General features: G+C 57.8%; 22 protein-coding genes. 8 read left to right on the forward strand and 14 right to left on the reverse strand.

Annotated features, from left to right (window positions below):
* The first annotated feature begins 155 nt into the window (after window positions 1-155).
* The 4 genes from A6F49_RS10780 (at window position 156) to A6F49_RS10795 (ending at window position 3,607) form a co-directional block, all read left to right on the forward strand.
* Complete coding sequence (locus A6F49_RS10780) at window positions 156-1,085, forward strand: ABC transporter ATP-binding protein (RefSeq protein ID WP_043058290.1); 930 nt, start codon at window positions 156-158, stop codon at window positions 1,083-1,085.
* Window positions 1,072-1,842 (forward strand): ABC transporter permease, encoded by a 771-nt coding sequence (locus A6F49_RS10785; protein WP_043058291.1) that lies wholly within the window; start codon window positions 1,072-1,074, stop codon window positions 1,840-1,842. Before A6F49_RS10780 ends, A6F49_RS10785 begins: the two co-directional genes overlap by 14 nt.
* Window positions 1,843-1,904: 62 nt before the next feature.
* Window positions 1,905-2,921, forward strand: coding sequence for a COX15/CtaA family protein (locus tag A6F49_RS10790; RefSeq protein ID WP_043058292.1), 1,017 nt, complete (start codon window positions 1,905-1,907; stop codon window positions 2,919-2,921).
* Between the two features lie 179 nt (window positions 2,922-3,100).
* Window positions 3,101-3,607: a VanZ family protein gene (locus A6F49_RS10795; protein WP_043058480.1), complete on the forward strand. Its 507-nt coding sequence runs from the start codon at window positions 3,101-3,103 to the stop codon at window positions 3,605-3,607.
* A 166-nt stretch (window positions 3,608-3,773) separates the two neighbouring features.
* On the opposite strand, the gene A6F49_RS10800 is transcribed toward A6F49_RS10795, so the two are convergent.
* Together A6F49_RS10800 and A6F49_RS10805 are read right to left on the reverse strand one after the other, a co-directional pair.
* Window positions 3,774-4,313: a Cpe/LpqF family protein gene (locus tag A6F49_RS10800; RefSeq protein WP_043058293.1), complete on the reverse strand. Its 540-nt coding sequence runs from the start codon at window positions 4,311-4,313 to the stop codon at window positions 3,774-3,776.
* 3 nt (window positions 4,314-4,316) lie between these two features.
* Window positions 4,317-5,309, reverse strand: coding sequence for a heme o synthase (locus A6F49_RS10805; RefSeq protein WP_043058294.1), 993 nt, complete (start codon window positions 5,307-5,309; stop codon window positions 4,317-4,319).
* A 300-nt stretch (window positions 5,310-5,609) separates the two neighbouring features.
* Here A6F49_RS10805 and tkt point away from each other — a divergent pair, with 300 nt between their 5' ends.
* The gene (gene tkt, locus A6F49_RS10810) at window positions 5,610-7,661 is read left to right on the forward strand and encodes a transketolase (RefSeq protein WP_235604972.1); all 2,052 of its coding nucleotides are present in this window, start codon (window positions 5,610-5,612) and stop codon (window positions 7,659-7,661) included.
* 9 nt (window positions 7,662-7,670) lie between these two features.
* A complete protein-coding gene (gene tal / locus A6F49_RS10815) occupies window positions 7,671-8,789 on the forward strand; it encodes a transaldolase (RefSeq protein WP_043058296.1) in 1,119 nt (372 codons plus the stop codon).
* Window positions 8,790-8,868: 79 nt separating this feature from the next.
* Here tal and A6F49_RS10820 read toward each other — a convergent pair whose 3' ends face one another.
* From A6F49_RS10820 to uvrA, 11 genes are all read right to left on the reverse strand, one after another.
* Window positions 8,869-9,555 (reverse strand): LysM peptidoglycan-binding domain-containing protein, encoded by a 687-nt coding sequence (locus A6F49_RS10820; RefSeq protein ID WP_235604973.1) that lies wholly within the window; start codon window positions 9,553-9,555, stop codon window positions 8,869-8,871.
* Between the two features lie 398 nt (window positions 9,556-9,953).
* On the reverse strand, window positions 9,954-10,202 hold the full coding sequence (secG, locus tag A6F49_RS10825) for a preprotein translocase subunit SecG (RefSeq protein ID WP_043058298.1): 249 nt from the start codon (window positions 10,200-10,202) through the stop codon (window positions 9,954-9,956).
* Window positions 10,203-10,225: 23 nt separating this feature from the next.
* A complete protein-coding gene (gene tpiA, locus A6F49_RS10830) occupies window positions 10,226-11,041 on the reverse strand; it encodes a triose-phosphate isomerase (RefSeq protein WP_043058299.1) in 816 nt (271 codons plus the stop codon).
* Window positions 11,042-11,084: 43 nt separating this feature from the next.
* The gene (locus A6F49_RS10835) at window positions 11,085-12,308 is read right to left on the reverse strand and encodes a phosphoglycerate kinase (RefSeq protein WP_043058300.1); all 1,224 of its coding nucleotides are present in this window, start codon (window positions 12,306-12,308) and stop codon (window positions 11,085-11,087) included.
* Window positions 12,309-12,473: 165 nt separating this feature from the next.
* Window positions 12,474-13,100 (reverse strand): superoxide dismutase, encoded by a 627-nt coding sequence (locus tag A6F49_RS10840; protein WP_043058301.1) that lies wholly within the window; start codon window positions 13,098-13,100, stop codon window positions 12,474-12,476.
* Window positions 13,101-13,267: 167 nt separating this feature from the next.
* Window positions 13,268-14,251, reverse strand: a complete 984-nt coding sequence (gene whiA, locus A6F49_RS10845; RefSeq protein ID WP_043058302.1) for a DNA-binding protein WhiA — start codon at window positions 14,249-14,251, stop codon at window positions 13,268-13,270.
* 60 nt (window positions 14,252-14,311) lie between these two features.
* Complete coding sequence (locus A6F49_RS10850; RefSeq protein WP_043058303.1) at window positions 14,312-15,367, reverse strand: gluconeogenesis factor YvcK family protein; 1,056 nt, start codon at window positions 15,365-15,367, stop codon at window positions 14,312-14,314.
* Window positions 15,364-16,257, reverse strand: a complete 894-nt coding sequence (rapZ, locus tag A6F49_RS10855) for an RNase adapter RapZ (protein WP_043058304.1) — start codon at window positions 16,255-16,257, stop codon at window positions 15,364-15,366. The genes A6F49_RS10850 and rapZ overlap by 4 nt, the downstream gene beginning before the upstream one ends.
* On the reverse strand, window positions 16,254-18,191 hold the full coding sequence (uvrC, locus tag A6F49_RS10860; protein WP_043058305.1) for an excinuclease ABC subunit UvrC: 1,938 nt from the start codon (window positions 18,189-18,191) through the stop codon (window positions 16,254-16,256). The genes rapZ and uvrC overlap by 4 nt, the downstream gene beginning before the upstream one ends.
* Before the next feature lie 23 nt (window positions 18,192-18,214).
* Window positions 18,215-18,895, reverse strand: a complete 681-nt coding sequence (locus A6F49_RS10865) for a lysophospholipid acyltransferase family protein (protein ID WP_043058306.1) — start codon at window positions 18,893-18,895, stop codon at window positions 18,215-18,217.
* Window positions 18,896-18,957: 62 nt separating this feature from the next.
* Window positions 18,958-21,900: an excinuclease ABC subunit UvrA gene (gene uvrA / locus A6F49_RS10870; protein ID WP_043058481.1), complete on the reverse strand. Its 2,943-nt coding sequence runs from the start codon at window positions 21,898-21,900 to the stop codon at window positions 18,958-18,960.
* A gap of 230 nt (window positions 21,901-22,130) precedes the next feature.
* Between uvrA and A6F49_RS10875 the strand changes: the two genes are divergently transcribed.
* Window positions 22,131-22,823, forward strand: coding sequence for an MBL fold metallo-hydrolase (locus tag A6F49_RS10875; RefSeq protein WP_043058482.1), 693 nt, complete (start codon window positions 22,131-22,133; stop codon window positions 22,821-22,823).
* A gap of 75 nt (window positions 22,824-22,898) precedes the next feature.
* On the opposite strand, the gene A6F49_RS10880 is transcribed toward A6F49_RS10875, so the two are convergent.
* Entirely contained in the window at window positions 22,899-23,747 is an 849-nt protein-coding gene (locus tag A6F49_RS10880) for a methyltransferase domain-containing protein (protein ID WP_043058307.1), read from the reverse strand.
* 95 nt (window positions 23,748-23,842) lie between these two features.
* Here A6F49_RS10880 and A6F49_RS10885 point away from each other — a divergent pair, with 95 nt between their 5' ends.
* A complete protein-coding gene (locus tag A6F49_RS10885; RefSeq protein WP_043058308.1) occupies window positions 23,843-26,485 on the forward strand; it encodes a DEAD/DEAH box helicase in 2,643 nt (880 codons plus the stop codon).
* Window positions 26,486-26,517 lie beyond the last annotated feature (32 nt).

Consider the following 26,517-nt stretch of genomic DNA (forward strand, 5'->3'; position numbering starts at 1 on the left):
GCTAGCCAGGTCCGTATGTTCCTGCTCACGGACGACGATGTTTTGCTGTTGGCCAAGACTGGAAAGCCGCCGCGTGACAATAATTGCCAGAATATGCGGCTAAACTAAGGCCGTATTTATTCTTGATTCTGCACAAGTGTTGTGATTTCTCGTTCATGCTGTCATTAACAAATGTTCATCGCGATGTGCCGGCTCGTAACGGCCGCTTCCACATTCTTAAGGGAGTGAGCTTCCAAGCCCAAGCCGGTGAGGTCACAGCCCTGCTGGGACCCAATGGTGCAGGGAAAACCACCACGCTGTCGATAGCGCAGGGCATTGATAAGGCTAGTGCTGGAACAGTCCGGTTGCTTGGTGTTGACCCATATCGCGCCGGAGCGGACCTACGCAGCCAAGTCGGCGTGATGTTGCAAGACGGCGGCTTGCCGATGGCAGTCACCGGGGAACGGTTACTTCAGCACCTGCAACGGCTGTATCGACAACCTGCCGATATCGACGCCTTGATGGACCGTTTAGACATCCACGACTTTAAAGACCGGCAGATTCGGAGGTTGTCGGGTGGGCAACGACAACGGCTGGGCATGGCAGCAGCCTTGGTAGGCCGCCCGCGGGTTGTTTTTCTGGATGAGCCCTCGGCCGGACTCGATCCGGTATCCCGCCGTATTGTGTTTGAACTCATCGAAGAGCTCAAAGCTGTGGGGGTGTGCATTATTTTGACGACGCATTTGTTAGAAGACGCCCAACGATTGGCCGATCACGTCGTGTTGATTCGTGACGGTCGAGTTGAAGCCTCGGGTTCAGTCCAGGAACTGACCGCCACAGGGTTGAGACCGCCGTTTACTTTCCGGGTAGCCGAGGAGTTGACCGTTGAACAACGTCAGGATTTTCCGCCGCACCTGAACTTGTCCCGTGATGACCTTCAAACAGAATCCTTGACGTGGTGTGTCTCTGGCATCGAAGGGCCCGCCGATCTTCACGCGCTGACGGCATGGATGGTCCGCCACGACATCATGCCCATGGATATGGGATTGAATAGCAAGTCACTTGAAGACGTATTTTGGGAGTTGACGGCACATGACCACGCTTGATCTCACGCCGGTAGAAAGGTCGCACTCAGCATCTTTGGTCTCCAAAGTATTAGCGCAAGGTCGCTACGAAACCCGGGTGACGGTGACCAACGGCGAGCAACTGTTGGTCTCGATCATTCTGCCGCTGCTGGCCTTAGCCGGCCTGTATTTCACCGACCTGTTTGATACTCCCGGTGGGCCCTCTACTATCGACATTGCAACGCCGGGGATCCTGGCGCTATCCGTGTTGTCGTCTGGGTTGACTGGCCAAGGCATCGCGACGGGTTTTGACCGCCGATACGGCGTGCTGCAGTATCTGGCCACCACTCCCTTGGGCCCGATCGGGCTGCTATTGGGCAAAGTTGTTGCCGTCCTGATGGTACAAACCACCCAACTGGTGGTCATCGGTGGCGTGGCCCTGCTATTGGGCTGGTCCCCTGACGTCTCCGGTCTCGGCACTGCGCTGCTATTCGTCATCCTGGGAGCCATGACCTTTACGGGATTGGGCTTACTGATTGCCGGGACAGTGCGCGCCGAAGCGACCCTGGCCATCACCAATATCTCCTGGGTCATCTTAGGTGCGTTGGGCGGCGTCGTCTTCCCAGTAGCTGAATTCGCCGGCAGCGTGTTTATCGACTATCTTCCGTCGGCAGCCCTTGGAAACGGGCTGCGCGCTGCACTCTTGGATGGCAGCTTCGACGGCTTCTCACTGGTCATTCTGTGCATCTGGGCCGTCCTACTAAGCCTTGGCACTATACGCTGGTTTAAGTGGCGTTAATCCATGTGCCATCACCACGAGTGTGGCAACACACTCACCACGAACATTGAAGGATTCTTTTCATGACTACTTCAGGCGATCGCACGGCCCGCAGCTGGGTTGATGTGCTAATGCCTCGCACGTTCACCCTGTGGACCATGATTCTCGGCGTAGCCTCAGTCATCTCCCAGGCCGGCATTATCGTCACCGGTGGTGCCGTGCGCTTGACGGCGTCGGGCCTGGGCTGTTCCGAGTGGCCACGATGCACCCCCGACTCCTATGTGACAACCCCGGAGATGGGTATTCACGGGATGATCGAATTTGGCAACCGTCTACTGACCTTTGTGCTGGCTGCCATTGCCGTGCTCATGATCCTGGCACTACTGCGGGTCCGCAAGACGCACCGGTCACTGTTCAATATGTCGATCGTACTGTTCTTGGTTATTCCGGCGCAGGCGGTTATCGGTGGCATCACCGTCTGGACCGATCTGAACCCATGGGTTGTCAGCCTGCACTTCATCGTCTCGGCGATCATGGTTTCGGTCGCGACATTTTTGGCTCATCGCATTGGTGCTGAACGACGTGCTCGCCTTACCCACAATCATCCGGTCCGGGTGCAGGACGGTCAATCGAACCGACTGACCCGCGTCTCTGCGATCGTGATTTATGTCGCCGGCTGGGTCGTACTGCTCGTCGGTACGGTCGTGACCGGGTCTGGTCCACACGGTGGCGATCCAACAGCTCCGCGCCACGACTTTGACCAATTGCTGGTGAGCCGCATGCATGCCGCCCCCGTCTACCTCATGACCATTTTGGCGATCGTGGTGGCCATCATGATGTACCGCATGGATACGTCACAGCGGCAGCGTCGGGCAGTCTGGACACTCATCGCGGTGATCGTGTTCCAGGCCCTGGTGGGCTTCTACCAGCACTTCAACGGGCTACCGATCCTTGTTGTTGGCTTGCATATGGTCGGCATCGGACTGGTCACCTGGGCCATGACCCTGGTGCTGGACGTCTTTACCGCAAAGTACACCACTAGACCCACCCAAGCCGAACGAATTGCCGAAGGTTCAAGAGAACATCTGGCCTCTGCATAATCTCAAGCAGGAAGGCCTCAAGGTTTCCTAATGTGCAACAACTGCCAGCGTCGTCATCGGCGCTGGCAGTTTTGCATTGGGCGATAACACAAATTACGGTCACTCCACGTTTGATCAGTTATCGATGAGTAGTAACACAAAAGTTCACGTCATGGTGCGCAGGGGCAGGTCAGATGTCTATGCGGCAAACATTCAAGGCATGCTTCAACATCAGTTTCATTTGCTATGTATTGGCACTGATCATGCAGCTCTTTATTGGAGTTATGTTTGTCGGCATGAGGGGTCACGCCTTGGCTGACGTGCCGTTGGTCGAATACCTCAGAAGCTCGCCGAACTTTGTGCCATTTCGGACGATTCGTACCTATGCGGTGTCCATTGTGGACGAAGATTTGAGTACCAGCATTGCGATAAAGAATCTGCTGGGCAACGTGATCTTGTTTTTACCAATGGGAATCTATCTGCCGTACTACATCAAAAATATCAAGAGTACCGGCCGATTCACTTTGTCGATGATCGCATTGTTGTTCTTGGTTGAAGTCATCCAGCTCGTGACGCAAAGAGGCAGCTTTGACATCGACGACTTCATTCTCAACATCGTGGGCGCCTTCTTGGGGTATGGTTTTTGGAATTCGAAAGTAGTGCAGAAGATGCTCGTACCACAGGCAGCCGCGCGGCAGTCTCTGTAGAGCAACGGTCCCCCGCTGGGTTTGGTCCGATTGGGACTGCGTAAGAGAACCATGCTCAAGCACATGCGGACTTTGGTTGGCCGGGATGTCAGTGTGTAAGTAAAGCGAAAAGCACCCGCGCTGTGATGTCGCGAGTGCTTTTCGGCAGTGTTTTCAGTCTACGGTCTTACTGGCCTAGCCCATCGGACGGGATTTCTTCGCCGTCGTCGGATGGCTGCTCAGTAGTGTCCGTCGTCGCATCGGATTCGACGGTCTCGTACCACAGGGCGCTGATTAGACCGGTGTTGTCAACCTGGATGTGCAGATCAACCGGTTGGGCGGTCAGATCCGGTGTCAGCCGGGTGATCCCATAATTGGGTTCAGGTTCCTCGTAGTCGGATGGCACAAACGGCAACGACGGCCGCAATTGTGAGTTCAGCGTGCCCACCAGCGAGTCCACGGGGATGTCCTCGGACAGTTCGGGCGAAACGCGTGGGTACCAGTCTTGTTTATTGATGGCTCGGACGCCGTTGATCTCTTCCACAACCCATTCGGAGGTCTGTGCGACCTCGGAATCTGGGAAAGTGACTTCTGCGACGTGGGTTGGCGGTGCGCCTTGATCTGGGAGGTCGTCAGCGATGTCAGGATCCGCGACGCAACCGGTCAGTGTCAGTGTCGTTGCGGTGACAAGAGTCAGCAGGATGGTGCGTGGTGTTGATAGTTGCATAGTTTATGGTGCGGTGACCATGTCTCCCATGAGTGGTGCCCCGACGAAGGGGTCCACGGCAAGCGCGACGAAGATCAACGTCAGATAGGTAATGGACAGGTGGAAGACCCGCATGGCCTTCTTATCAGTGAAGTCCGGGCGCTGGGAGTCACGATAGAGTTTGTGGGCTTCGTAGATGAACCAACCACCCGAAACTGCAGCAGTTGCGGTGTAGACGATGCCTGCCCAACCCATGGGAAGTAACAGCAGTGAGAAAATCACGGTTGCCCAGGTGTAGAGCACAACCTGCGAGGAGACCCGGCGCGATGTGGCGATGGCACCTAGCATGGGAACATCGACTTCTTGGTAGTCCTCTTTGTACTTGAGGCTCAACGGCCAGTAGTGCGGAGGCGTCCACAGGAATATAACGACAAATAGGACGACGGCGGGCCATTCTACGGTGCCGCGGACTGCGGCCCAAGCGATCAGGACCGGGAAGCACCCGGCCAGGCCGCCCCAGATGATGTTCTGTTCGGTGCGGCGTTTCAGGATGATTGAGTAGATGACAACGTAGAAGAAAATTGCGGCAACACCAAAGGCGGTAGCCAGCCAGTTGGTACCCACCGCCAGGATGGCGATCGAAGCTGCGGTCAACACCCACGAGAACATCAGGGCTTCGCGTGGGGTGACTTCACCGGTCACCAGCGGACGGTTTTTGGTCCGCTTCATATGTTGATCAATGTCACGGTCGATGTAGCAGTTAAAGGAACCGGATGCTCCGGCCGCCAGTGCGCCACCGACCATGGTGGCCAAGATGGTCCAGAGGTCAGGCCATCCTCGGTGAGCAAAAATCATGGTTGGCAGCGTGGTGACCAACAATAGTTCGATGACTCGGGGTTTCGTGAGTGCCAGATACGCTTTGGCCTTACGTCGAAACCCGATTTTCTCTCGAGTCGGCTCCGAAGCAGAAGTGAGCGATGTGCTCTGTTTGGTTGCGGACTCTAGCGATGTTGACATCAATACTCTCGTGTTCTAAGTAACAAGTCAGTAAATCTTTGGCTACCGTGACATGTCGGTGCCTCTATATAGTGTAGCTGGTGTGTAACGCCTCGCGCGCAAATCATGGCTGTCTATGCCTTTTGCCCGGTAAGCTTAGAGGGTGTTTTTGCTTTAGCAGCACCGAATTGGCTCAACTATCGCTACCTTTCAGGAAGGCATTTCGTGGTCTCCTCCGCAACAAATCCGTCCGTCTCGACGACTGCACTCAACCGCCAGCTTCCCGCCCGAGAGTATGTCTACTCTGATCAGGACCGACGCGTGGTTGACACATTACGCGTACTCGCCGCAGATGCGGTGGAAAAGGTTGGGTCGGGCCACCCGGGCACCGCGTTTTCCTTGTCACCGGTTGCCTGGCAGTTGTTCCAAAACATCATGCACTTTGATCCCAGCGATCCCCACTGGGCAGGCCGCGACCGCTTCATCCTCTCCCCTGGTCACACGTCGCTGACGCTGTACCTACAATTATTCGCCGCCGGTGCTGGACTGGAAATGGAAGACCTCCAGGCGTTGCGTACGTGGGGATCAAAAACACCCGGTCACCCGGAATACGGCGATACCGACCACGTAGAAATTACCACCGGCCCGCTGGGTCAGGGTCTGGCCTCTGCTGTCGGCTTTGCCTATGACCAGCGTCGTGTCCGTGGTCTCCTTGACCCACAAGCAGCTCCCGGTAGCTCACCGTTTGATCACCACGTGTTCGTTATTGCCTCCGACGGCGATCTCCAAGAAGGCGTGACCTCTGAAGCATCGTCGCTGGCTGGTACTCAGGAACTGGGCAACCTCATCGTCATCTGGGACGACAATAAAATCTCCATTGAAGACGACACGGACATTTCCTTTACCGAAAACGTAGAGCAGCGCTACGAGGCGTACGGATGGCATGTGCAGCGCATCGATTGGTTGCAGACCGGCGACTACGTCGAAGACACCAAGGCGCTGTACGAAGCAATCATCAATGCCAAAAAAGAAACTGATAAACCCTCGCTGATTTCGCTGCGCACCATCATCGGCTGGCCATCACCGACCAAACAAAACACCGGTGGTATTCACGGCGCCAAACTTGGCACCGAAGAACTTGCCGGCCTCAAAGAGGTCTTAGGCTTCAACACCGATGAACACTTCGTCATGGACGAGGCACTATTGGAACACGCGCGCACTGTGGGTCAACGCTCCGCGGAGTACCGTAAAGACTGGGAAGCTGCTTATCAGAGCTGGCGAGAAGAAAATCCTGCTGCCGCTAGTCTTTATGATCGCTTGGTAGCTGGGGAACTACCAGAAGGCTTCGACGACGCATTCCCAACCTTCGAAGCATCTGAAGGATCCATGGCCACACGTGCGGCATCTGGCAAAGTACTGTCGGCACTGGCCGATATCATGCCTGAATTGTGGGGTGGCTCAGCCGACCTGGCGGGCTCAAATAACACCACCATGGCCGGTGAACCATCGTTTTTGCCTGTCGAGCGCCAAACAACCAGCTGGTCGGGTCACCCATATGGGCGTACCCTGCACTTCGGGATCCGTGAGCACGCGTCTGGATCTATTGTCAACGGAATTACCCTGGGTGGGCTCACCCGCGGCTATGCTGGCACGTTCCTGATTTTCTCGGACTACATGCGCCCCGCGGTACGGCTGGCAGCACTGATGGGTGTGCCATCCATTTACGTCTGGACCCACGACTCGATCGGTCTGGGCGAAGATGGCCCAACTCACCAGCCCGTTGAACACCTGGCAGCACTGCGTGCGATCCCGAATCTCGACGTCGTCCGCCCAGCAGATGCCAACGAAGTTTCGGTTGCGTGGAAGACCATTCTGTCGCAGCGCGAACGTCCATCCGGGATGATCCTGTCTCGTCAGGGACTGCCGGTCTTTGACCGCAGCCAGGACGGGTTCCGTCCAGCCGACGGTGCCGCCCGCGGTGCTTACGTGATGATCGAAGCCAGCAACGACGACGGCGAAACGACGCCTGATGTGGTACTGATTGCAACCGGTTCCGAAGTTCAATTGGCCGTAGAGGCCCGTCAAACACTTCAGGCTTCCGGCATTGCCACGCGCGTGGTCTCCGCACCCTGCCTGGAATGGTTCGATGCCCAAGATGAGGCCTACCGCAACGAGGTACTGCCGGCAGCTGCGCTCCGAGTCTCGATCGAGGCCGGTGTTGAACAAGGCTGGCAGCAGTACACCAGCGGTCATGGCCACTCGGTCTCCCTGGAACACTTCGGTGCCTCGGCTGACTACCAGACCCTGTTTAGCAAATTCGGTATTACCGCCGAAGCCCTCGTGGACAAAGTCAACAGCCTCTACAACGCCTAAGGACTCTTTGTGACTCAGAATCAGTACACCAAAGCCCTCGACGACGCCGGTGTGTCACTGTGGCTGGATGACCTGTCTCGTGACCGCCTAACCTCCGGCGATCTACAAGAACTCATCGATACCAAAACCATTACGGGCGTCACTACGAATCCGGCGATCTTTGCTAAGGCCCTGACCAGTGGGAACGCCTATGACAAACAGCTCACGGAACTGGCGGCCTCGGGGGCAGATGCCACCACCGCCGTCGTGGAAATGACCACCGATGATGTCCGCGCTGCCTGCGATGTGCTGGCCGATGTCTACACTGCAACCGATGGCTACGACGGTCGCGTCTCGATCGAAGTTGATCCTCGACTCGCACGCAACACTGAGGAGACGATTGCTCAAGCCATCGAACTCCACCAGAAGGTGGGCCGTGAAAATGTCATGGTCAAGATCCCTGCTACAACCGAAGGACTTCCAGCGATCACCCAGGTTCTGGCCGAGGGCATCAGCGTCAATGTCACGCTGATCTTCTCCTTGACCCGGTACCGCGAAGTTATCAACGCATGGCTTGCTGGATTAGAAGGGGCTCGCACCAACGGTCATGATCTGTCGAAGGTCCACTCAGTGGCGAGCTTCTTCGTATCCCGTGTAGACACCGAAATTGACAATCAGCTCGAGGCTGCTGAGCTGCCTGATAACCAGGTGCAGCAGTTGCGGGGTCGTGCCGGTATTGCTAATGCTCGGCTTGCCTACAGGATCTTTGAACAGATGCAAGAAACGGAACGTTGGCAGTTGCTCGCCTCCTCGAATGCCCGGTTGCAACGCCCGCTGTGGGCTTCCACAGGCACCAAGAACCCGGAGTATTCCGATGTGCGCTATGTCAATGGTCTCGTGGCTGAGCATACGGTCAATACCCTGCCGGAAGCCACTCTCAATGCGGTGGCTGATCACGGTGAGATTACCGATAGCCGCATCCCGGAATATTACGATATGGACGACGAGGACCTCGATGCGTTAGCTCGTGCCGGAGTGGACTACAACCAGGTTGTAGAGAAACTCGAAGTAGAGGGTCTCGAAAAATTCGTTGATGCCTGGAATGCGCTTCTCACTGATATTGAGGAACAGCTCAAGAGTCACCAATAGACTCATAGGACACGACTGGGCCCGGTGCATTCTGCAAGGAATGCACCGGGCCCAGTCGTGTTTCTAGGTTTAGCCCATATTAAGGAATGACGATCTGCTGTCCGGGATAAATGAGGACGGGGTCAGCGATCGTGGCTGCATTAGCTTCGTACAGGGCCTGCCAACCACCGCTGACACTATGTGCCTGAGCGATCTTTGACAGTGTGTCCCCTGCTGCTACCGTGTAGGTTTTGCCGCTTGGGGCAGCCTGCTGAGGTGCAGCTTCGGCTTGTTGCTGGACAGGCTGGGACTGCTCAGCTGGTTGTTCCACAGGTGCCTGCTGCTGTTGGGATTGTTGTTGCTGCTGGGCTGGTTGCTCTTGCTGGGCCTGTTCGCCAGAACCGCCGGATGGCTGGGCGTTACCCGATAAGCCAAGCTGAGAAGAGCAGGCTGGCCATGCGCCCCAGCCCTGCCCGTCGAGGACGTTTTCGGCGACAGAAATCTGCTGCTCGCGGCTGGCATTAGCGGGGTTGCCGGAGCCGCCATAGGCTTCCCAGGTCGACTGGCTGAACTGCAGCCCGCCGCTGTAGCCGTTGCCGGTATCAATGTTCCAGTTGCCGCCCGATTCACATTCGGCCAGCTGGTCCCAGGTGCCGCCATTGTCCGCATTGGCGGGGGCAGCAAAGCCAAGGAACGGGAGGGAAATCGCAGCAGCTGCGGCCAGCGATTTGGCAGCGAACTTGCCGCGTGATGGTTTCTGCATACGATGCCGAGGTTGGGTCTTCACGTTTGGTCAGTCCTTTCCTTCGCACTATTGCGATAGGGATCTCGTGTGCAGGCCATGGTTGGTCATCTTGAAGATTTTTGATGAATATTTGACGATGCCAACGGTGCTGAAATGACCTGAGGTTGCCACACTACAGCTTCTCGATTTGTTATCAAACCGTGATGCAGAAAAACCACTATCGAGCAGTCCCTCCCTCATGGCTTGCTCAACTCATGCATCGTATTTGACCTTGTCAAAGGAGGGTTTATTTACTTTAAAAGTGGACCTTTTAATGCTCTGTGAATCACCTTAGGAAAACCTTACGCATGTGCTCAGTCCGTGACTTAGATAACAAAAAGGGGTGGCAAGGTTTCCCTCTGCCACCCCAATATCGAAGTATTAGGCGTCCATTTTGTGGGTTAGAAGTCACCCGAGAATCGGGACATGATTCCAAGCACCAGGATGATGCCACCCCACAGCACAGCCAGGGTGATCGTCAACCGGTTGAGGTTCCGTTCAGCGACGCCGGAAGAGCTTAGACCACTGGTGACACCACCGCCGAACATATCGGACATGCCTCCACCACGGCCCTTGTGCAGCAGGATGGCAAAGACCAACGCGACTGACACGATCACCAAAATGATCTGGAGCACAAGTTCAAAATTCAACGGCTATTCCCATTCTTCAACGATTAATCGGTTACCAGGTGGTGTTCGAACCTGACAATATTAGCAAATTCCTCATCGTCTAGGCTGGCTCCGCCGACCAAGACACCATCAATGTCACGTTCTCGCATAATGGCTGCGACGTTATCTGCTTTGACAGACCCACCATACAGCACGCGGATTGCTTGGGCGGTTTCGGTGTCATACAGTGCTGCGAGTTCTTGGCGAATCGCTGCACCCATTTCTTGGGCATCGGCTGGGCCAGCGACCTCGCCGGTGCCAATGGCCCAGACGGGTTCATAGGCGATCACCAGTTCGGCGACGGCGGCCGCATCAACATCTTGAAGTGCTGTACGAAGTTGTTGCAGCGTGAAGTCGACGTGTTGTCCTGCTTGGCGAGTCTCTAATCCTTCGCCGACGCACAGGATGGGAGTCAGGTCGTGTCGTAGAGCGGCCTGAAGTTTTGCTGCGACGACGTCGTCGGATTCTTGATGAATACTGCGGCGTTCAGAGTGGCCGATCAGGACATAGGTGCACGCAAGTTTCTTCAAGAAATCGCCGGAGATATCGCCGGTGTAAGCGCCTGCATCGAATTGTGACACATCTTGGGCACCATAGGTCAGCTCGAGCTTATCGGCCATGGTCAGCGTTTGAACGCTGCGCAGGTCCGTAAACGGTGGGAAGACGGCAACCTGGACTTTGTCGAAGTCATGATCGTGATCGGTCAGTGTCCACGACAGCTTTTGCACCAGGGAGACGGCCTGGAAGTGATCCATGTGCATCTTCCAGTTGCCGGCAATCAGTGGGGTGCGAGTGTAGACACCGTCGGTCTTTGAGGTCAATGAAAGTACTCCTGTGTTGTGGGGTGGTGGCGTGCCGGAAGGACTATTTGGTCAGAGCGTCAATACCTGGCAGGGCTTTACCTTCCAGATATTCCAGGGATGCTCCCCCACCGGTTGAGATATGGCCAAACTGGTCGTCGTCAAAACCCAGGGCACGGACGGCTGCCGCTGAGTCGCCGCCTCCCACAACCGATAGGCCATCAACTTTGCTCAGAGCGTCAGCGACCGTACGGGTGCCAGCGGCAAAGTTTTCCATTTCGAAAACGCCCATCGGACCATTCCAGAACACTGTGGCGGATGCAGCAATGTGCTCGGCGTAGGCCTTGGCGGTTTCCGGGCCGATGTCTAATCCGAGGGCGTCGGGGCCACCTGGACCGGAGGTCATGGCATCCACCGCGACCACGGCGTGGGCCGCATCCGCGCTGAAGGCTTCAGCTACAACGGTGTCTACGGGGACGACGATCTTTGCGGCGCCAGCAGCTGAACGGGCGAGGTAGTCTTTGACGACCGGGATTTGATCTTCTTCTAATAATGACGAGGCGACGTCATGCCCCTGGGCTTTCAGGAAGGTGTAGGCCATGCCGCCGCCGATCAGTAACGTATCGGCGCGATCCAGGAGGTTGTCGATGACCGCAAGCTTGTCCGACACCTTCGAACCGCCCAGTACGACTGTGTAGGGGCGCTTGGGCTCAAGGATGAGTTGGTTTAGGACATCAAGTTCGGTTGCGACCAGGGTGCCTTGGTAGCTGGGCAGGATGGTCGCGATGTCATAGACCGAGGCGTGTTTGCGGTGTACTGCACCGAACGCGTCGTTAACATATGCGGCGTGATCCCCTGCCAGGGCTGCGATTTCTTGGGCAAGTTCGGTACGCTCGGCGTCGTTCTTGGACGTTTCGCGAGCATCGAAGCGGACGTTTTGCAACAGCAGAATCTGTCCCGGTTCAAGTTGCTGGGCGTGCTGTTGTGCATCGGGGCCCGTGACGTCGTCGGCCAGGGTCACAGGAATGTCGGTCAGCTCGCGCATGCGCTGGGCTACGGGTGCCAGTGAGAATTCTGGAGTGACGGTACCGTTGGGGCGGCCTAAGTGTGCCATGACAATAACCTTGGCCCCGGCTTCGGCCAGTTGGGTGATGACCGGCAGGCTGGCGCGGATGCGGCCGTCGTCGGTGACTGTGCCTTCGTCCAGTGGACAGTTGAGGTCGGAGCGAACTACTACGGTACGTCCGGAGGCTGTGGGCAGCAGGTCACGAAGGGTTTGGGCCGTCATCAATCTTCTCTTTGGTCTCGACTATTGGGGAGGGCCGCATGTGCGACCGTCACCATCTTAGTCATTTCGGTTGCGGTTTGGGTTCTCACACACGAAGGACCTTTCGCCAGGTGGCAAAAGGTCCTTGTGTGGAGTAGTAGGTAACCGGTTAGTCCGGTTGACCGACTAGTTTGGGGTCACAATCTGGGAAGCGCCCGCGCGGGCGGCTTCGAAGCGTTTCTGGACGTCGGCCCAGTTGACGATGTTCCAGATGGCTTTGACGTAGTCTGGTTTGACGTTTTGGTAGTCCAGGTAGAAAGCGTGCTCCCACATGTCCAGCATGAATAGTGGAGTGGTTGCTACGGGGACACCGTTTTGTTGGTCGTAGAACTGTTCGATAACCAGGTTGCCACCGATTGGTTCGTAGGCCAGGATGGCCCAGCCGGAGCCCTGGATGCCCAGCGCCGCAGCGGTGAACTGTGCCTGGAAGTTGTCGAAGGAACCGAAGTACTCATCGATTGCAGCAGCGAGTTCACCGGTTGGTTTGTCGCCACCGTCTGGAGACAGGTTGTTCCAGAAGATCGAGTGGTTGGTGTGTCCACCCAGGTTGAATGCCAGGTCCTTCGACAGCTGGTTGATGTTGCCGAAGTCGCCGGCTTCGCGAGCTGCCGCGAGTTTTTCCAGTGCAGTGTTGGCACCGTTGACGTAGGTGTTGTGGTGCTTGGAGTGGTGCAGTTCCATGATGCGACCCGAGATGTGCGGTTCCAATGCACCGTAGTCATAGGACAGTTCTGGCAATGAATAAGTAGCCACGTATTCCTCCTGATAAGTCCGGATGGTAATCCGAGATGGTACTGAAGTGTAAACCTCAGCAAAATAGTTGGTTCTACAATTTGAACCACTTCATCTATCTTAGGCCGAGACCCCCGGGGGCTGGTCAAGGGCTGAACGCTTATCCGTCTGCGAACAGCCGTGTGATGTTAGTTGCGATCGCGCAGATCAACCGGGACCGCTTCGTGGGTGTCGGGGATGCCTAAGTCCTTGGCACGCTTGTCAGCCATGGCCAGGAGACGACGGATGCGTCCGGCAATCGCGTCTTTGGTCATGGGTGGTTCGGCCAGGCGTCCCAGTTTGTCCAGGGAGGCGTGCTGGTGTTCAACACGGAGCCTGCCAGCGTATTTCAGGTGGTCAGGAACGTCGTCGCCAAGAATTTCCAGGGCACGGGTGACGCGGGCACTGGCGGCCACGGCGGCCTGAGCGGAACGGCGCAGGTTGGCGTCGTCAAAATTGGCCAGACGGTTGGATGAGGATCGGACTTCTTTGGTCGTGTGACGCTGCTGCCAGGTTTGCACGGTCTGTTCGGCCCCCATGACCATGAGCAGCTTGGTGATGGTGTCGGCGTCGCGGATGATGACCCGATCGGCTTGGCGGACTTCGCGGGCCTTGGCTGTGACACCTAATCGGCGCGCAGCGCCTACCAGGGCCAGGGCAGCTTCGGGCCCTGGGGCTACGACTTCAAGTGCTGAGGAGCGTCCGGGTTCCGTGAGCAAGCCCTGGGAGAGGAAGGCTCCGCGCCAGGCGGCAGCAGCATCAGCCACCGTGCCGTTGACGACGGCCGGGGGCATGCCGCGCACGGGACGACCACGCGGGTCTAATAATCCGGTTTTACGGGCGAGTTCAGCACCGCCTTCCATGATGCGCATCACATAACGGGTGCCGCGTCGGGAACCGGAACCGGCCAGGGTGATCAGTTCGCATTCGGTGCCAAACGTGTCCCGCAGTGTGGTGCGCAACCGGCGGGCTGCGGCCTCGTGGTCGAGTTCGGTTTCGATAATGAGTCGCCCGGGTAACAGCTGCAATCCCCCGCCAAAACGGAGAATACCGACAACCTCTGCTAAACGTTCAGAAAGGCGCGTGACGGGTACGCGCGCGAGTTCGTCTTTAGCGGTTGCGGTAAGTGCCATGGGGTGTTCACTATTCTTTCTTCGCGCACCGGCGCGAGCGGTTACTAATCTTCCTGGCGGTTAGGAAGCAATGGAGTCGAAGGCTTCGGAGAACGCCACGGCGAGTCGCAGCGGATCGTGGACGTTGTCGCGATGCTCGTCCTTTACCTTACTAAACACCACGGTGGCGCCAAGTTTTTCCGCTGCCTGACAGAATTCATCGCGGTGATCATCGGTAACCACGGTCGGGTCAGCAATGATGACGTCGAGACGAAATTCTGGCGCATAATAGTGCAGCACCGACAGGTGTTCGGCTGCTGACATGCCAACAGTCTCGGTGGTGGAGGGTTGCAGGTTCATGACCAGGCAACGTTTAGCCGGGGTTTGGGCCAGCGCAGCGCGTTGTTCGGCCAGCAGCAGGTGTGGCAATACCGAGGTGTACCAGGAGCCGGGTCCGAGAATGACCCAGTCGGTGGAGTCAATGGCTTTCAGCGCTTGCGGGGTGGCCGGGGCATCGGCGGGAGACAATTCTATGTGACTGACTCGGCCGCGGGCAGCGGTTTTGGCTAGGCGGTCCTGTCCGATGACGTGGCGTTGCGTGAGTCTGCCGTCGTCGCCGTCGCCCAGCACAGTGCCCGATATGGTCATCGGGGTGGTCGACATCGGTAGCACGACACCACGGGCGCCGAGCAGCGCTCCGGCCCAGGCCAGACCATCGACCGGGTCGCCGAGCAGTTCCCACAGGGCAACAATGAGTAGGTTGCCCAGCGCGTGGTTGTCCAGGGTGCCGGGGTCGCCGTTGGTGGTGGCGGTTTTGAAGCGGTGCTGCATGGTGTCGCGCCAGGTACGGCCCCAGTCGGTGTCATCACACAGGGCTGCCAGGGCCATGCGCAAATCTCCGGGTGGCAGGACATCCATTTCTTGACGGATGACCCCCGAGGAGCCGCCGTCATCGGCAACCGTGACCACCGCGGTGATTTCACCGGAGATCAGTCGCAGCGCGGATAACGTGGCGTAGAGGCCATGGCCGCCACCCAGCGCCGTCACGGATAGATTTGGAGCGTAGTGGCCAATGGTTGCGCGTTCTGGTCGGTTAACGGGCGCCAGCGGAAGCTGCCCGGTGACATGCATGCTCATTCGCGCCCCATATCGCGGTGGCTCACGCGCACACGTACTCCGGGGAAGGTGCTCAGGCGGCGGGCGATTTCGTAGGTGATCGCCACGGAGCGGTGTTTGCCGCCGGTGCAGCCAAATGCCAGGGTTGCGTAGTGCTTATTTTCGGCACGATACCCGGCGATAACCGGTTTCATCATTTCAACGTAGCTTTCAATGAAGTCGGTGACCCCATCTTGGGACATCACATAGTCGGAGACCTGGTGGTCTTGGCCGGTGTAGGGGCGTAGTGCGGGCACCCAGTGTGGGTTGGGGATGAAGCGCACATCGGCCATGTAGTTCGAGTCCTGTGGGACGCCGTATTTAAAGCCAAACGACATGACGTTGAGTCGGATGACGATGGGCCCGGATTCGGTGAACAGTTCCGTGGTTTCGGTGGTCAGATCGTGGACGTTGAAATCGGAGGTGTCCAGGATCATTTCGGCTTGCTCGCGCAGTTGCGCCATGAGGTCACGTTCTCTGGCGATCCCATCGAGAATTGAGCCGTCACCTTGCAGCGGGTGTGGACGACGCAGGGTTTCGAAACGACGGACCAGGGCCTCATCGGAGGCGTCGAGGAAGAGCACCCGCAGCTCGGCGCCGTCGGTGCGTAACTGGTTCATGGCCTCTTGGAGGGATTCGAAAAATTCTTTGGACCGGACGTCCACGACCAGGGCAAGTTTCAGCGGGGTGTCAGGGTTTTTGCCGATCAGCCCGGCCATCGTGGAAAATAACTGGGGTGGCAGGTTGTCCACGACATACCAGCCAAGGTCTTCAAGGGAGTGCGCGGCGGTGGTGCGTCCTGCACCCGACATGCCGGTGATAATCAGGACTTCTGCGGTGTCCGGTTTGACCGGTTCGAGTTCGGAGGTCATGGGGCAAGCTTACCTGGTTCTTGACGGGGCGATTCTGTGGAGAGCGTGGTGTGAATGGTCTCGGCCAGTTTCGGACCGATGCCGGCAACGGCCTGGAGCTCATCGATGCTGGCGGCCCGAATCTTCTTCAGGGAGCCGAAATGTTTCAGCAGATCTTGGCGACGTCGCTCCCCGAGTCCGGGGACTTCATCCAGGGCCGAATGGATCATGGATTTGGATCGTTTAGCCCGGTGGGCCTGGATCGCAAACCGGTGGGATTCATCGCGTAGGCGCTGCAGCAAATACAAACCCTGTGAGGTGCGCGGCAGCACCATGGGGAAATCATCGCCGGGGATCCACAGTTCTTCTAAGCGTTTGGCCAACCCCACCACGGGAATGTCATCGATACCGAGCTCCAGCAGCGCCTGTTGGGCGGCGTTGACCTGGGCTAATCCCCCGTCAACGACGACCAGTGATGGCGGGTAGGAGAATTTTTTTGGATCCCCGTTGTCTTCGGGATCCAGTTCGCCGGAGAGCACCAGGGGCGCATCGGATTGTTCGCGCAGGTAGTTTTTGAAGCGCCGGGTCAGGACATCGTCCATGGCTGCGGTGTCATCGCGGGCGGCGTGGCCGGTGACATTGAATTTGCGGTAGTCGCGCTTCTTGGGCAGGCCATCCTCAAAGACCACCATGGATCCCACGACGTTGGTGCCCTGAACATGTGAAATATCGTAGGCCTCAATGCGCAACAGTGGCTGGTCGAATTCCAGGGCTTCTTGCAGCTCGCGCAGGGCTGCCGAACGCGCGGTAATGTCACCAGAGCGGCGGGATTTGTGCAGTCGCAAGGCGCCGTCGGCATTTTCTTGGACGGTCTCCATTAGCTGCCGTTTGGTACCGCGCTGGGGCACTCGAAGATCGATGTGGGCGCCACGGCGTTGTGTCATCCAGGTTTCGACGTCGTCGGCATTTTCTGGCAGGACGGGAACCAGGACCTCGCGCGGAATGCGCTCGGTGTCTTCCATATCGCCATAGACTTGCAATAACAGCTGTTCCACGAGTTGGGGTTTGGTCGTGTCATCGACTTTTTCGACGACCCAGCCGCGTTGTCCACGGATGCGACCGTCGCGCACGTGGAAGACCTGGAAAGCGGCTTCTAGCTCGTCTTCGGCAAATGCGAAGATATCGGCTTCGGTGGTTTCTGGCAGGACGACGGCGTTGCGCTCGAAGACTTTTTTCAACGCTTCGATGTCGTCGCGATAGCGGGCGGCGTCTTCGTACCGCAGTTCGGCGACGGCTTGTTTCATGTGGTCTTCCAGCTCGCGCAAATAGGGGCGGACGTCGCCATTCATGAAGGCCACGAAGTCTTCGGCTAGGGCGTAGTGGTCTTCTTCCGAGATTCGACCCACACACGGGGCAGCACACTTATCGATATAGCCCATCAGACACGGCCGGTTAGCCAATTGGGCGCGCCGGAAGACCCCGGCCGAGCAGCTGCGGATTGGGAAGACGCGCAGCATGCGGTCCACGGTCTCGCGGATGGCTTTGGCCGGGTAGAAGGGTCCGAAATACTTGACGCCTTTGCGTTTATCCCCGCGCATGACCAGGACTCGCGGAAATTTTTCGTTCATGGTCACGGCCAGATACGGGTAGGACTTGTCGTCGCGGTACATGATGTTGAACCGCGGGGTGAATTCTTTGATCCAGGTGTACTCGAGCTGGATGGCCTCTTGTTCGGAGGCGACGACGGTCCATTCCACCCCGGCGGCCATGTGCACCATGGTGCGGGTCTTGGGTGGCAGGGTGTTTGGGTTGACGAAATAGGAACCCAGTCGGGAGCGCAGGTTATTGGCTTTGCCGACGTAGATGATGCGGCCGTGTTCATCCTTGAAGCGATACACTCCCGGATCGGTGGGAATGTCGGAGGATTTTGGCCGGTAGGAGGCTGGATCAGCCAAGGTGGTGGGGTCTCCTTAGAAATTTAGGAGGCCGTTTCGTCTGGCCTCTTATTATAGGACGCTACGCGTTGTTGACCGGTGAGTTCGGCGATGGCGTCCATGATCGTATCGGTGGTCTGGCGCCGGATGGGCAGGCTGTGTTTTGGTCCAAGTTTTTCGACGTGGATGGGTTCACCGACGCGAATCTGGAATTTTCGGGGCAGGATGATGTTGCGCCCGGGTGGTTGCAGTTTGTCGGTGTCAATGAGTCCCACGGGGACCACTGGTGCCCCGGTGGTCAGTGCGAGCCAGCCGACGCCGGTGCGGCCGCGGTAGAGGCGGCCGTCACGGGAGCGGGTGCCTTCCGGGTAGATGCCAACGCCGTCACCGGCTTCAATAAAATCCACCAGCTGGTTCAGGGCGTTGACCGAGGCGGATTGGTCGCCGCGTTCTACGGGTATGGAACCCACGGCGTCGAAGAATCCGCTCATGATTTTGCCTTTGAGCCCGGGTTGGGTCCAGTAGTCGGCTTTGGCGAAGAAGCGTACTTGGCGGGGCAGCAGCGCCTGGATGATAACCGAGTCCAAAAATGACAGGTGGTTGCTGGCGACAATGAATCCGCCGGTGGCCGGGACGTGTTCGAAACCTGTTGTTTCAGGTCGTGCTCCCACTCGAAGCAGTGTGCGTACCGTGGTACGCACCAGCCCAGTTTCGCCGATTGCCATGGTTCCCCTCCCTGCCGTTGGACGGCAGCGTTTTTGGACGTGGACTCAATGATTCTACAACGTTAAGCGCGGAGCACTTCCGCTAAGAATCGTCCGGTGTGACTTGCAGACACCTTGGCAACGTCCTCGGGGGTTCCAGTGGCAACGATCTGGCCACCGCCGGAGCCACCTTCGGGGCCCAGGTCGAGGATCCAGTCGGCGGATTTGATGACATCCAAGTTGTGTTCGATCGTGATCACGGTGTTGCCCTTTTCGACAAGGCGGTTGAGCACGATGAGCAGTTTGCGGATGTCTTCGAAGTGCAACCCGGTGGTTGGTTCGTCGAGTACGTAGACCGATTTACCGGTTGCACGGCGTTGGAGCTCGGTGGCCAGTTTCACACGCTGGGCCTCACCACCCGACAGTGTTGTGGCGGGTTGGCCTAGGCGCACATAGCCCAGTCCGACGTCGACCAGCGTATTGAGGTGGCGGGCGATGCGCTGGTAGGGCGCAAAGAATTCGGCGGCCTCATCGATTGGCATGTTGAGCACTTCCGAAATGTTCTTGCCCTTATATTCAACCTCTAGCGTCTCCCGGTTGTAGCGGGCGCCGTGGCAAACCTCGCAGGGGACGTAGACGTCGGGCAGGAAGTTCATCTCAATTTTCAGGGTGCCGTCACCGGCACAAGCTTCACAACGGCCACCTTTGACGTTGAACGAGAAGCGGCCGGCCTTATACCCGCGGACTTTGGCTTCGGGGGTGTCGGCAAATAGGTTGCGGATGTGGTCAAATACGCCCGTATAGGTTGCGGCATTGGACCGCGGGGTGCGCCCGATTGGTGACTGGTCGACGTGGACAACCTTATCCAGTTGGTCTAGGCCGTTGACTCGGCGGTGACGGCCGGGAACGTGCCGTGCATGGTTGAGCTCATTGGCCAAGACCTTGTACAGGATCTCATTGACCAGGGTGGATTTACCCGAACCGGATACTCCGGTCACCGCGGTGAAGACTCCCAGTGGGAATTTGGCTGATACGTTCTGCAGGTTATTTTCGCGCGCTCCGACAACCTCGACCTGACGGGCGGGATCGATCGGGCGACGTTTCGGTGGAATCGGGATCTCTCGGCGCCCCGACAGGTAGTCACCGGTCAACGACTCAGTATTTTCTAATAGCCCTTGAACGGAGCCGGAGTGGACAATATTGCCACCCTTTTCCCCGGCCTCTGGACCGATATCCACAATCCAATCGGCTTCAGCAATGGTCTCCTCATCGTGTTCCACCACAATCAGGGTGTTGCCTAAATCGCGCAGCCGCAGCAGGGTACTGATCAGACGGCGGTTATCGCGCTGATGCAGCCCAATCGATGGCTCGTCAAGAACATAGAGCACCCCGACCAGACCTGAGCCGATCTGTGTAGCCAAGCGAATACGCTGGGCTTCCCCACCGGACAGTGTGCCGGCGGGACGTTCCAGGTTCAGGTAGTCCAGTCCGACGTCGAGCAGGAACTTCAGTCGGGCTTTGATCTCAATGAGCACTTGATCAGCGATCTTGGCGTCGCGTGCTGATAGGTCAAGATCACGCATGAAATTGATCGAGTCTTGCATCGGCATGGCCGAGACTTCGGCGATCGAGTGGCCACCCACCAGCACGGAGAGTGACGTGGGGTTCAGACGTGCTCCCCCACAGGCCGGGCAGGCAACTTCGCGCATATACGACTGGAAACGATCGCGGGCCTGATCCGATTCGGCTTCGTCGTGCTTGCGCTTGACGTAGTCCATAACGCCTTCAAATCCGGTGGTGTAGCGGCGTTCACGTCCCCACCGGTTACGGTAGGACACCTTGACCTTGAAATCCTTGCCGTGCAGCAGGGCCTTCTTGGCGGCCTTCGGCAGGTCCTTGAACGGCGTGTCCATCGAAAAACCGACCTCATCGGCCAGCCCGGACATCAACCGCTGCCAGTATTCGCGCGTGCGCTTACCGATGTCCCACGGCGAGATGGCTCCTTGGCTCAGCGACAGATCAGGATCTGGGACAAGGAGTTCCTCGTCAACCTGCAGCTGCGAGCCGATACCGGTACAAGTCGAGCATGCTCCGAAGGGATTATTGAAGGAAAATGAGCGCGGCTCAATTTCGTCGATATTCAGAATGTGACCGTTGGGACAGGACAGTTTTTCCGAAAATGACCGGTACTTAGCGCGGCCCTCGTCGTCAACCGCAGTCCACTCACCGGTATTGCGCATCTCTGGGTCGATCTCGGCGTCAATGTCCACATAGTCGACGACGACGATGCCGTCAGCCAACTCGAGTGCGGTTTCTACCGAGTCGGTCAGACGCTGGCGGATTCCGTCGCGGATGACTAGACGGTCGATGACCACGGCGATGTTGTGCTTGATCTGTTTTTGCAGCTTGGGTGGATCGGTCAGCTGCACTTGTTCACCGTCGACAATGGCACGGGAGAAACCCTGGGCCGATAGGTCTGAGAACAGGTCGACAAATTCACCCTTGCGCCCGCGCACAACCGGTGCCAGGACCTGAAAACGCGTGCGTTCTTCAAGGGCGAGCAGCTGGTCTACGATCTGCTGTGGGGTCTGCTGGGAAGCCGGTTCGTGGCACTCCGGACAGTGCGGGACACCGATGCGCGCCCACAACAGTCGCATGTAGTCGTGAATCTCGGTGATCGTGCCAACCGTCGAGCGCGGGTTTTTCGACGTCGACTTCTGGTCGATCGATACCGCCGGGGAGAGCCCCTCAATGAAATCGACCGAGGGTTTATCCACTCGGCCCAAGAACATGCGCGCGTATGACGATAGGGATTCGACGTAGCGTCGCTGGCCTTCGGCGAAGATGGTGTCAAAAGCCAACGAGGATTTTCCGGACCCAGATAGTCCGGTGAAGACCACGAAAGAATCTCGTGGAATGTTGAGGTTCACGTTTTTGAGGTTGTGTTCACGCGCACCCTGAACCACGATCCGATCAGGCTCGTGGGCCCCGATAACGGCTTTGGTCTGCGTTGTGTCAGGTGTCACGTCATTGGAAACCTGGTGACCTGCAGCGCCGTCAATATTATGTGTGGTGGTCAAGTACTCAGTCCCTCGAGTCGTTCAAGACAGTAGAAAACTAGACTTCCAGAATAGATCAATTCCTGTTATCGCATCACGTTGCTAGGTCATTCGCTCCTAGTTTTCGTCTAAAGCTAAGGAACCGGACAACAGTGGGCTATTCGCTACAACACGACGGAACGTGTAAATTAGCGTTCATGTCCAAAACGTCGTCACCTATTGGTCCCATCAAGGTTTTATACAACCTGCCCCAGGTCACCATCCGAACCCGCTCGGTTTCTGAGATGGATAATAACGTCTACCTTATTACGTCCAAGACCACCGGCGCCCAGGTTCTTATTGATGCTGCCGATGAGCCAGACGCGATTATGGAGCTAATCGAATCGGCCACCGTAGACACCCCCTGCGATCTGGATTTGGTGTCGGTGATTACGACGCACCAGCACTGGGACCACATTCGCGCGCTCCCGGAAATTGTTGAGCGCACCCAGGTTCCCACCTCCGCAGGAACCCCTGACGCCGCGGCAATCTATGAGGAAACCGGCATTCGTGCCAAGGTCGAGCTGCATCACGGCGACAAGGCGAAGTTCCCGGGCATCGAGCTCGACGTGATCGGACTCCGCGGGCATACCCCCGGCTCGGTGGCCCTAGTCTATGTGCCCAACGATGACGAGCCGACCATTATCTTTTCCGGGGATTCACTGTTCCCCGGGGGCGTAGGCAACACCTGGGACGACGCCGAACGCTTCAATTCCCTGCTGACCGACGTCACCGAACGGATTTTTGCCCAATACGACGACGACACTGTGATCCTGCCCGGACACGGCGGCAGCACCGTACTGGGCACTGAGCGCCCACACCTTGACGAATGGCGTGCACGCGGCTGGTAAACCGTAACGAGATACTTGAACGAAAAACCGTTGACCACTTCTAAAGTGATCAACGGTTTTTCTATGTTGTGAATCTTAGATGAAGTAATCCAGTTCCTTGTGCCCGACCGCAAAGATCCGACGGAATGGGTACACGGTGACTTCTTGTCCGTCCGGACCAACATACGGTGGGTACGCGGCAACCATTTCGGCTTTATACCGGGTCACGAATGCGTCGTGCAGATTCGTGGCGTGGGCGTCGTCGTGCTCTTGGAGTTTCTGCAGCACGGGGCGCAATGCTGCACCTTTGACCCAGTCATAGACCGGATCTGGTCCGGTGAGCACCTGGTGGTACGTCGTCTCCCAGACATTTGGACGGAAGCCGTGCTCCAGCAGCATGTGCGTGTAGTCCTCCACCGAATGCACAGTTTCACCGGTGTAGGCCGAATCTTTGGCCACGGAGAAGCGTTCTTCGGAGGCCAGTTCACCGATGTACTGGTGCGAGCGAGCCACCGAGTTTCCGGGTACTTGCATGGCAAACCAGGCGCCGGGCTTCAAGGTTTTGAGCCAACCGGAGATGATATTGATGTGGTTGGGAATCCACTGGAACATCGCGTTGGACACGATGACGTCGGTGTCGGCCGGCGGCGTCCACGAATCGGCTTCCTGCTGGCCGAAGGAGACGTTGGTCCAGGCCTCGTCGTCACGAGAAGCGACCAGCTGTTCGGCGTCGGCAATCATTTCAGCTGAGGCATCGTAGCCGGTGATATCGGCCTTTGGCCAGCGATCGGCCAGGGTCACGGTCATATTGCCGGGACCGCATCCCATATCAAATACCAGTTGCGGGGCATCCAGTTGGATGGCGTTGGTCAAGTCCACAAAGGGCCGGGCTCGGTGGCCGGCGAAGTGCGCATACTGGGCGGGATCCCATACGAAGTTTTCCATGTGATAAGCCTAAACTGGCGCGCAAGCTTCTCAACAGGGCCGCGTTATGAATCGCAATGTTCGCGAAGCCATCGGTCCAAGAATTGGGCACTAGGATGGGTTGGGTGCAACTGACTGATTTTATTCCTGATCCTGACCACGGCGAAGACCTCGAGCCAGTATTGCTGTACGATCGGTTTGTTGAATGGACAACCTATCGCGGCATCGAGCTGTATCCGGCCCAAGATGAGGCCGTGACCGAACTGGCCGACGGCAAGAACGTGATCATGGCCACCCCCACGGGGTCCGGAAAGTCCATGGTTGCACTGGCCGCCCACTTTTATGCGCTAGCCAAGAATCAGCGCAGCTACTACACGGCACCGATTAAAGCCCTGGTGTCGGAAAAGTTCTTTGACCTCATTGAGGTGTTTGGCGCCGAGCACGTGGGGATGGTCACCGGGGACTCGGCGATTAACCCGGATGCGCCCATTATTTGTTGCACCGCCGAAATTCTGGCCATCCACTCGCTGCGGGAGGGTTCTGGATTGGAAGTCGGGCCCGTGGTTATGGATGAGTTTCATTTCTTTGCCGACCCGCAGCGCGGTTGGGCCTGGCAGGTGCCACTATTGGAATTACCACAGGCACAGTTTGTGTTGATGTCGGCGACCCTGGGCGATACGACGTTCTTTGAGGAGTCTTTGACCCAGCGCACGGGGCGCGACACCGTGACCGTCTCCTCGGCAACCCGGCCGATCCCGCTGTATTTTGAATACTCCGAGCTGCCGGTACAGCAACAAATTGAGGCGCTGGTGGAATCCAGCCTGTCGCCGATTTATATTGTGCACTTTTCCCAGTTGGACGCCGTTGAGCAGGCCTCAAATCTGGCCTCTATTTCGTTGACGACGCGCGCCGAGAAGGACCAGATTGCCGAGATCATTAAGGATTTCAGGTTCACATCGGGTTTTGGTAAGACCCTGAACCGGTTGATACGTCAGGGCATCGGCGTCCACCACGCTGGGATGCTGCCCAAATACCGCAGGCTCGTGGAGCGCCTCGCCCAGGATGGCCTGCTGAAGGTCATTTCAGGGACAGATACGTTAGGTGTGGGCATCAACGTGCCGATTCGTACGGTGTTGATGACCGGGTTGTCGAAGTTTGACGGAAATAAACAGCGTCACCTCAATGCTCGCGAGTTCCACCAGATCGCGGGTCGGGCAGGGCGTGCCGGATTCGATACGGCGGGTACCGTCGTCGTCCAGGCTCCCGAGCATGTGATTGAAAACCAGCAGGCCGATGCCAAGGCGGCCGAGAAATTTGCGAACATTAAAAATGATGAAGAACGGGCGCGCCGGATCGCGCAGTCTTCGAAATCGCAACCGAAAAAGTCGCCACCCAAGGGTTTTGTATCCTGGTCGAAGGCCACGTTTGAGAAACTGGTCGCCGCCGAACCCGAGCCGATGGTCTCGCGGATGCGCATCACCCACTCGATGCTGCTGAATATTCTGGCCCGACCGGGCAACCCGGTGACTGCAGTACGCCGGATGATCCTGCGATCGGCCGAAACCAAAGCCTCCAAAGCCGCACTGCAGCGCCGGGCGATTGGGATTCTGCGCGAGCTGATCGTGACCGACGTCGTCGAAGTCCAAAACGAACCCGATGAATGGGGCAACCGGCTGGAGCTGACCGTCGAGTTGCAGGCCGATTTCGCGCTGAACCAGCCGCTGAGCCCGTTCGCGCTGGCCGCCTTCGAGCTGCTGGAGGCAGAGTCACCGACCTACGCCGTCGATATGGTCTCCATTATTGAGGCCACGCTGGAGGCTCCGCGCCAAGTGCTGACCGCCCAGTTGCGCAAGATCCGCGACGAAGAAATGGCTCGGATGCGGGCCGATGGGTATGAGTATAACGAGCGGATGAACGTCCTGGATAAACTCACCTATCCGCAACCGCTGGCCGAGCTGTTGGGCCTGCAATTCGAGATCTATCGCAAGGGTGCGCCGTGGTTGGCCGAGTTTGAGCTGCAGCCCAAATCCGTGGTGCGTGACATGTATGAGCGCGCGATGGGTTTTGGTGACTACGTGAACTACTACGGGATCGCCCGCTCGGAGGGCGTACTGCTGCGGTATCTCACCGACGCGGCCAAGGCGCTGCGCCAGACGATCCCCCAGGAGTTGCGCACCGAGGAACTCGACCTGCTCCAAGAATGGCTCGAGACGATTATCGTCACCACCGACTCGTCGCTGCTCGAGGAGTGGGAACATATGTTGGCCGACGACGTCGACCAACTCATCGCCGGCCACGAGTCGCTCGCCCCGCCCGAGCCGCCCAAGCTCACCGACACGGTCGGGGTGTTCACGGTGATGCTGCGCAATGCGATGTTCCACCGGGTTGAGCTGTTCGGCGACGAACAAGACGCCCGCCTCGAGGCGCTGGATCATCTGCCCGACGGCGCAGTGCCCTACACCTCGGATAACTGGGCTGACGCGCTGGATGATTACTTTGGCACCTACGAGGACCTCGATGACTCCCCTGCCGCACGCGCCCCCGAATTCTTCCGCATCGATAAGGCCCCGAAGTTGTCGTCGTCAGAAATGGCCGATGTGGGCGCCCAAAGCGGGGACTACTGGCTGGTCACCCAGGTGCTCGTGGACCCGCAGGGCAATCACGACTTTGGGCTCAACGCCGTCGTCCACCTCGAGGCATCCAATGAACAAGGCTCTCCCGCCATCACCACACTGTCCGTGGGGACCCCGCTGTTATAAGGCATCGCCTGGCGCCCGGTGCTGCGCCCGGC

The sequence above is a fragment of the Enteractinococcus helveticum genome (assembly GCF_001657475.1).
In the GTDB taxonomy this organism is placed as follows: domain Bacteria; phylum Actinomycetota; class Actinomycetes; order Actinomycetales; family Micrococcaceae; genus Yaniella; species Yaniella helvetica.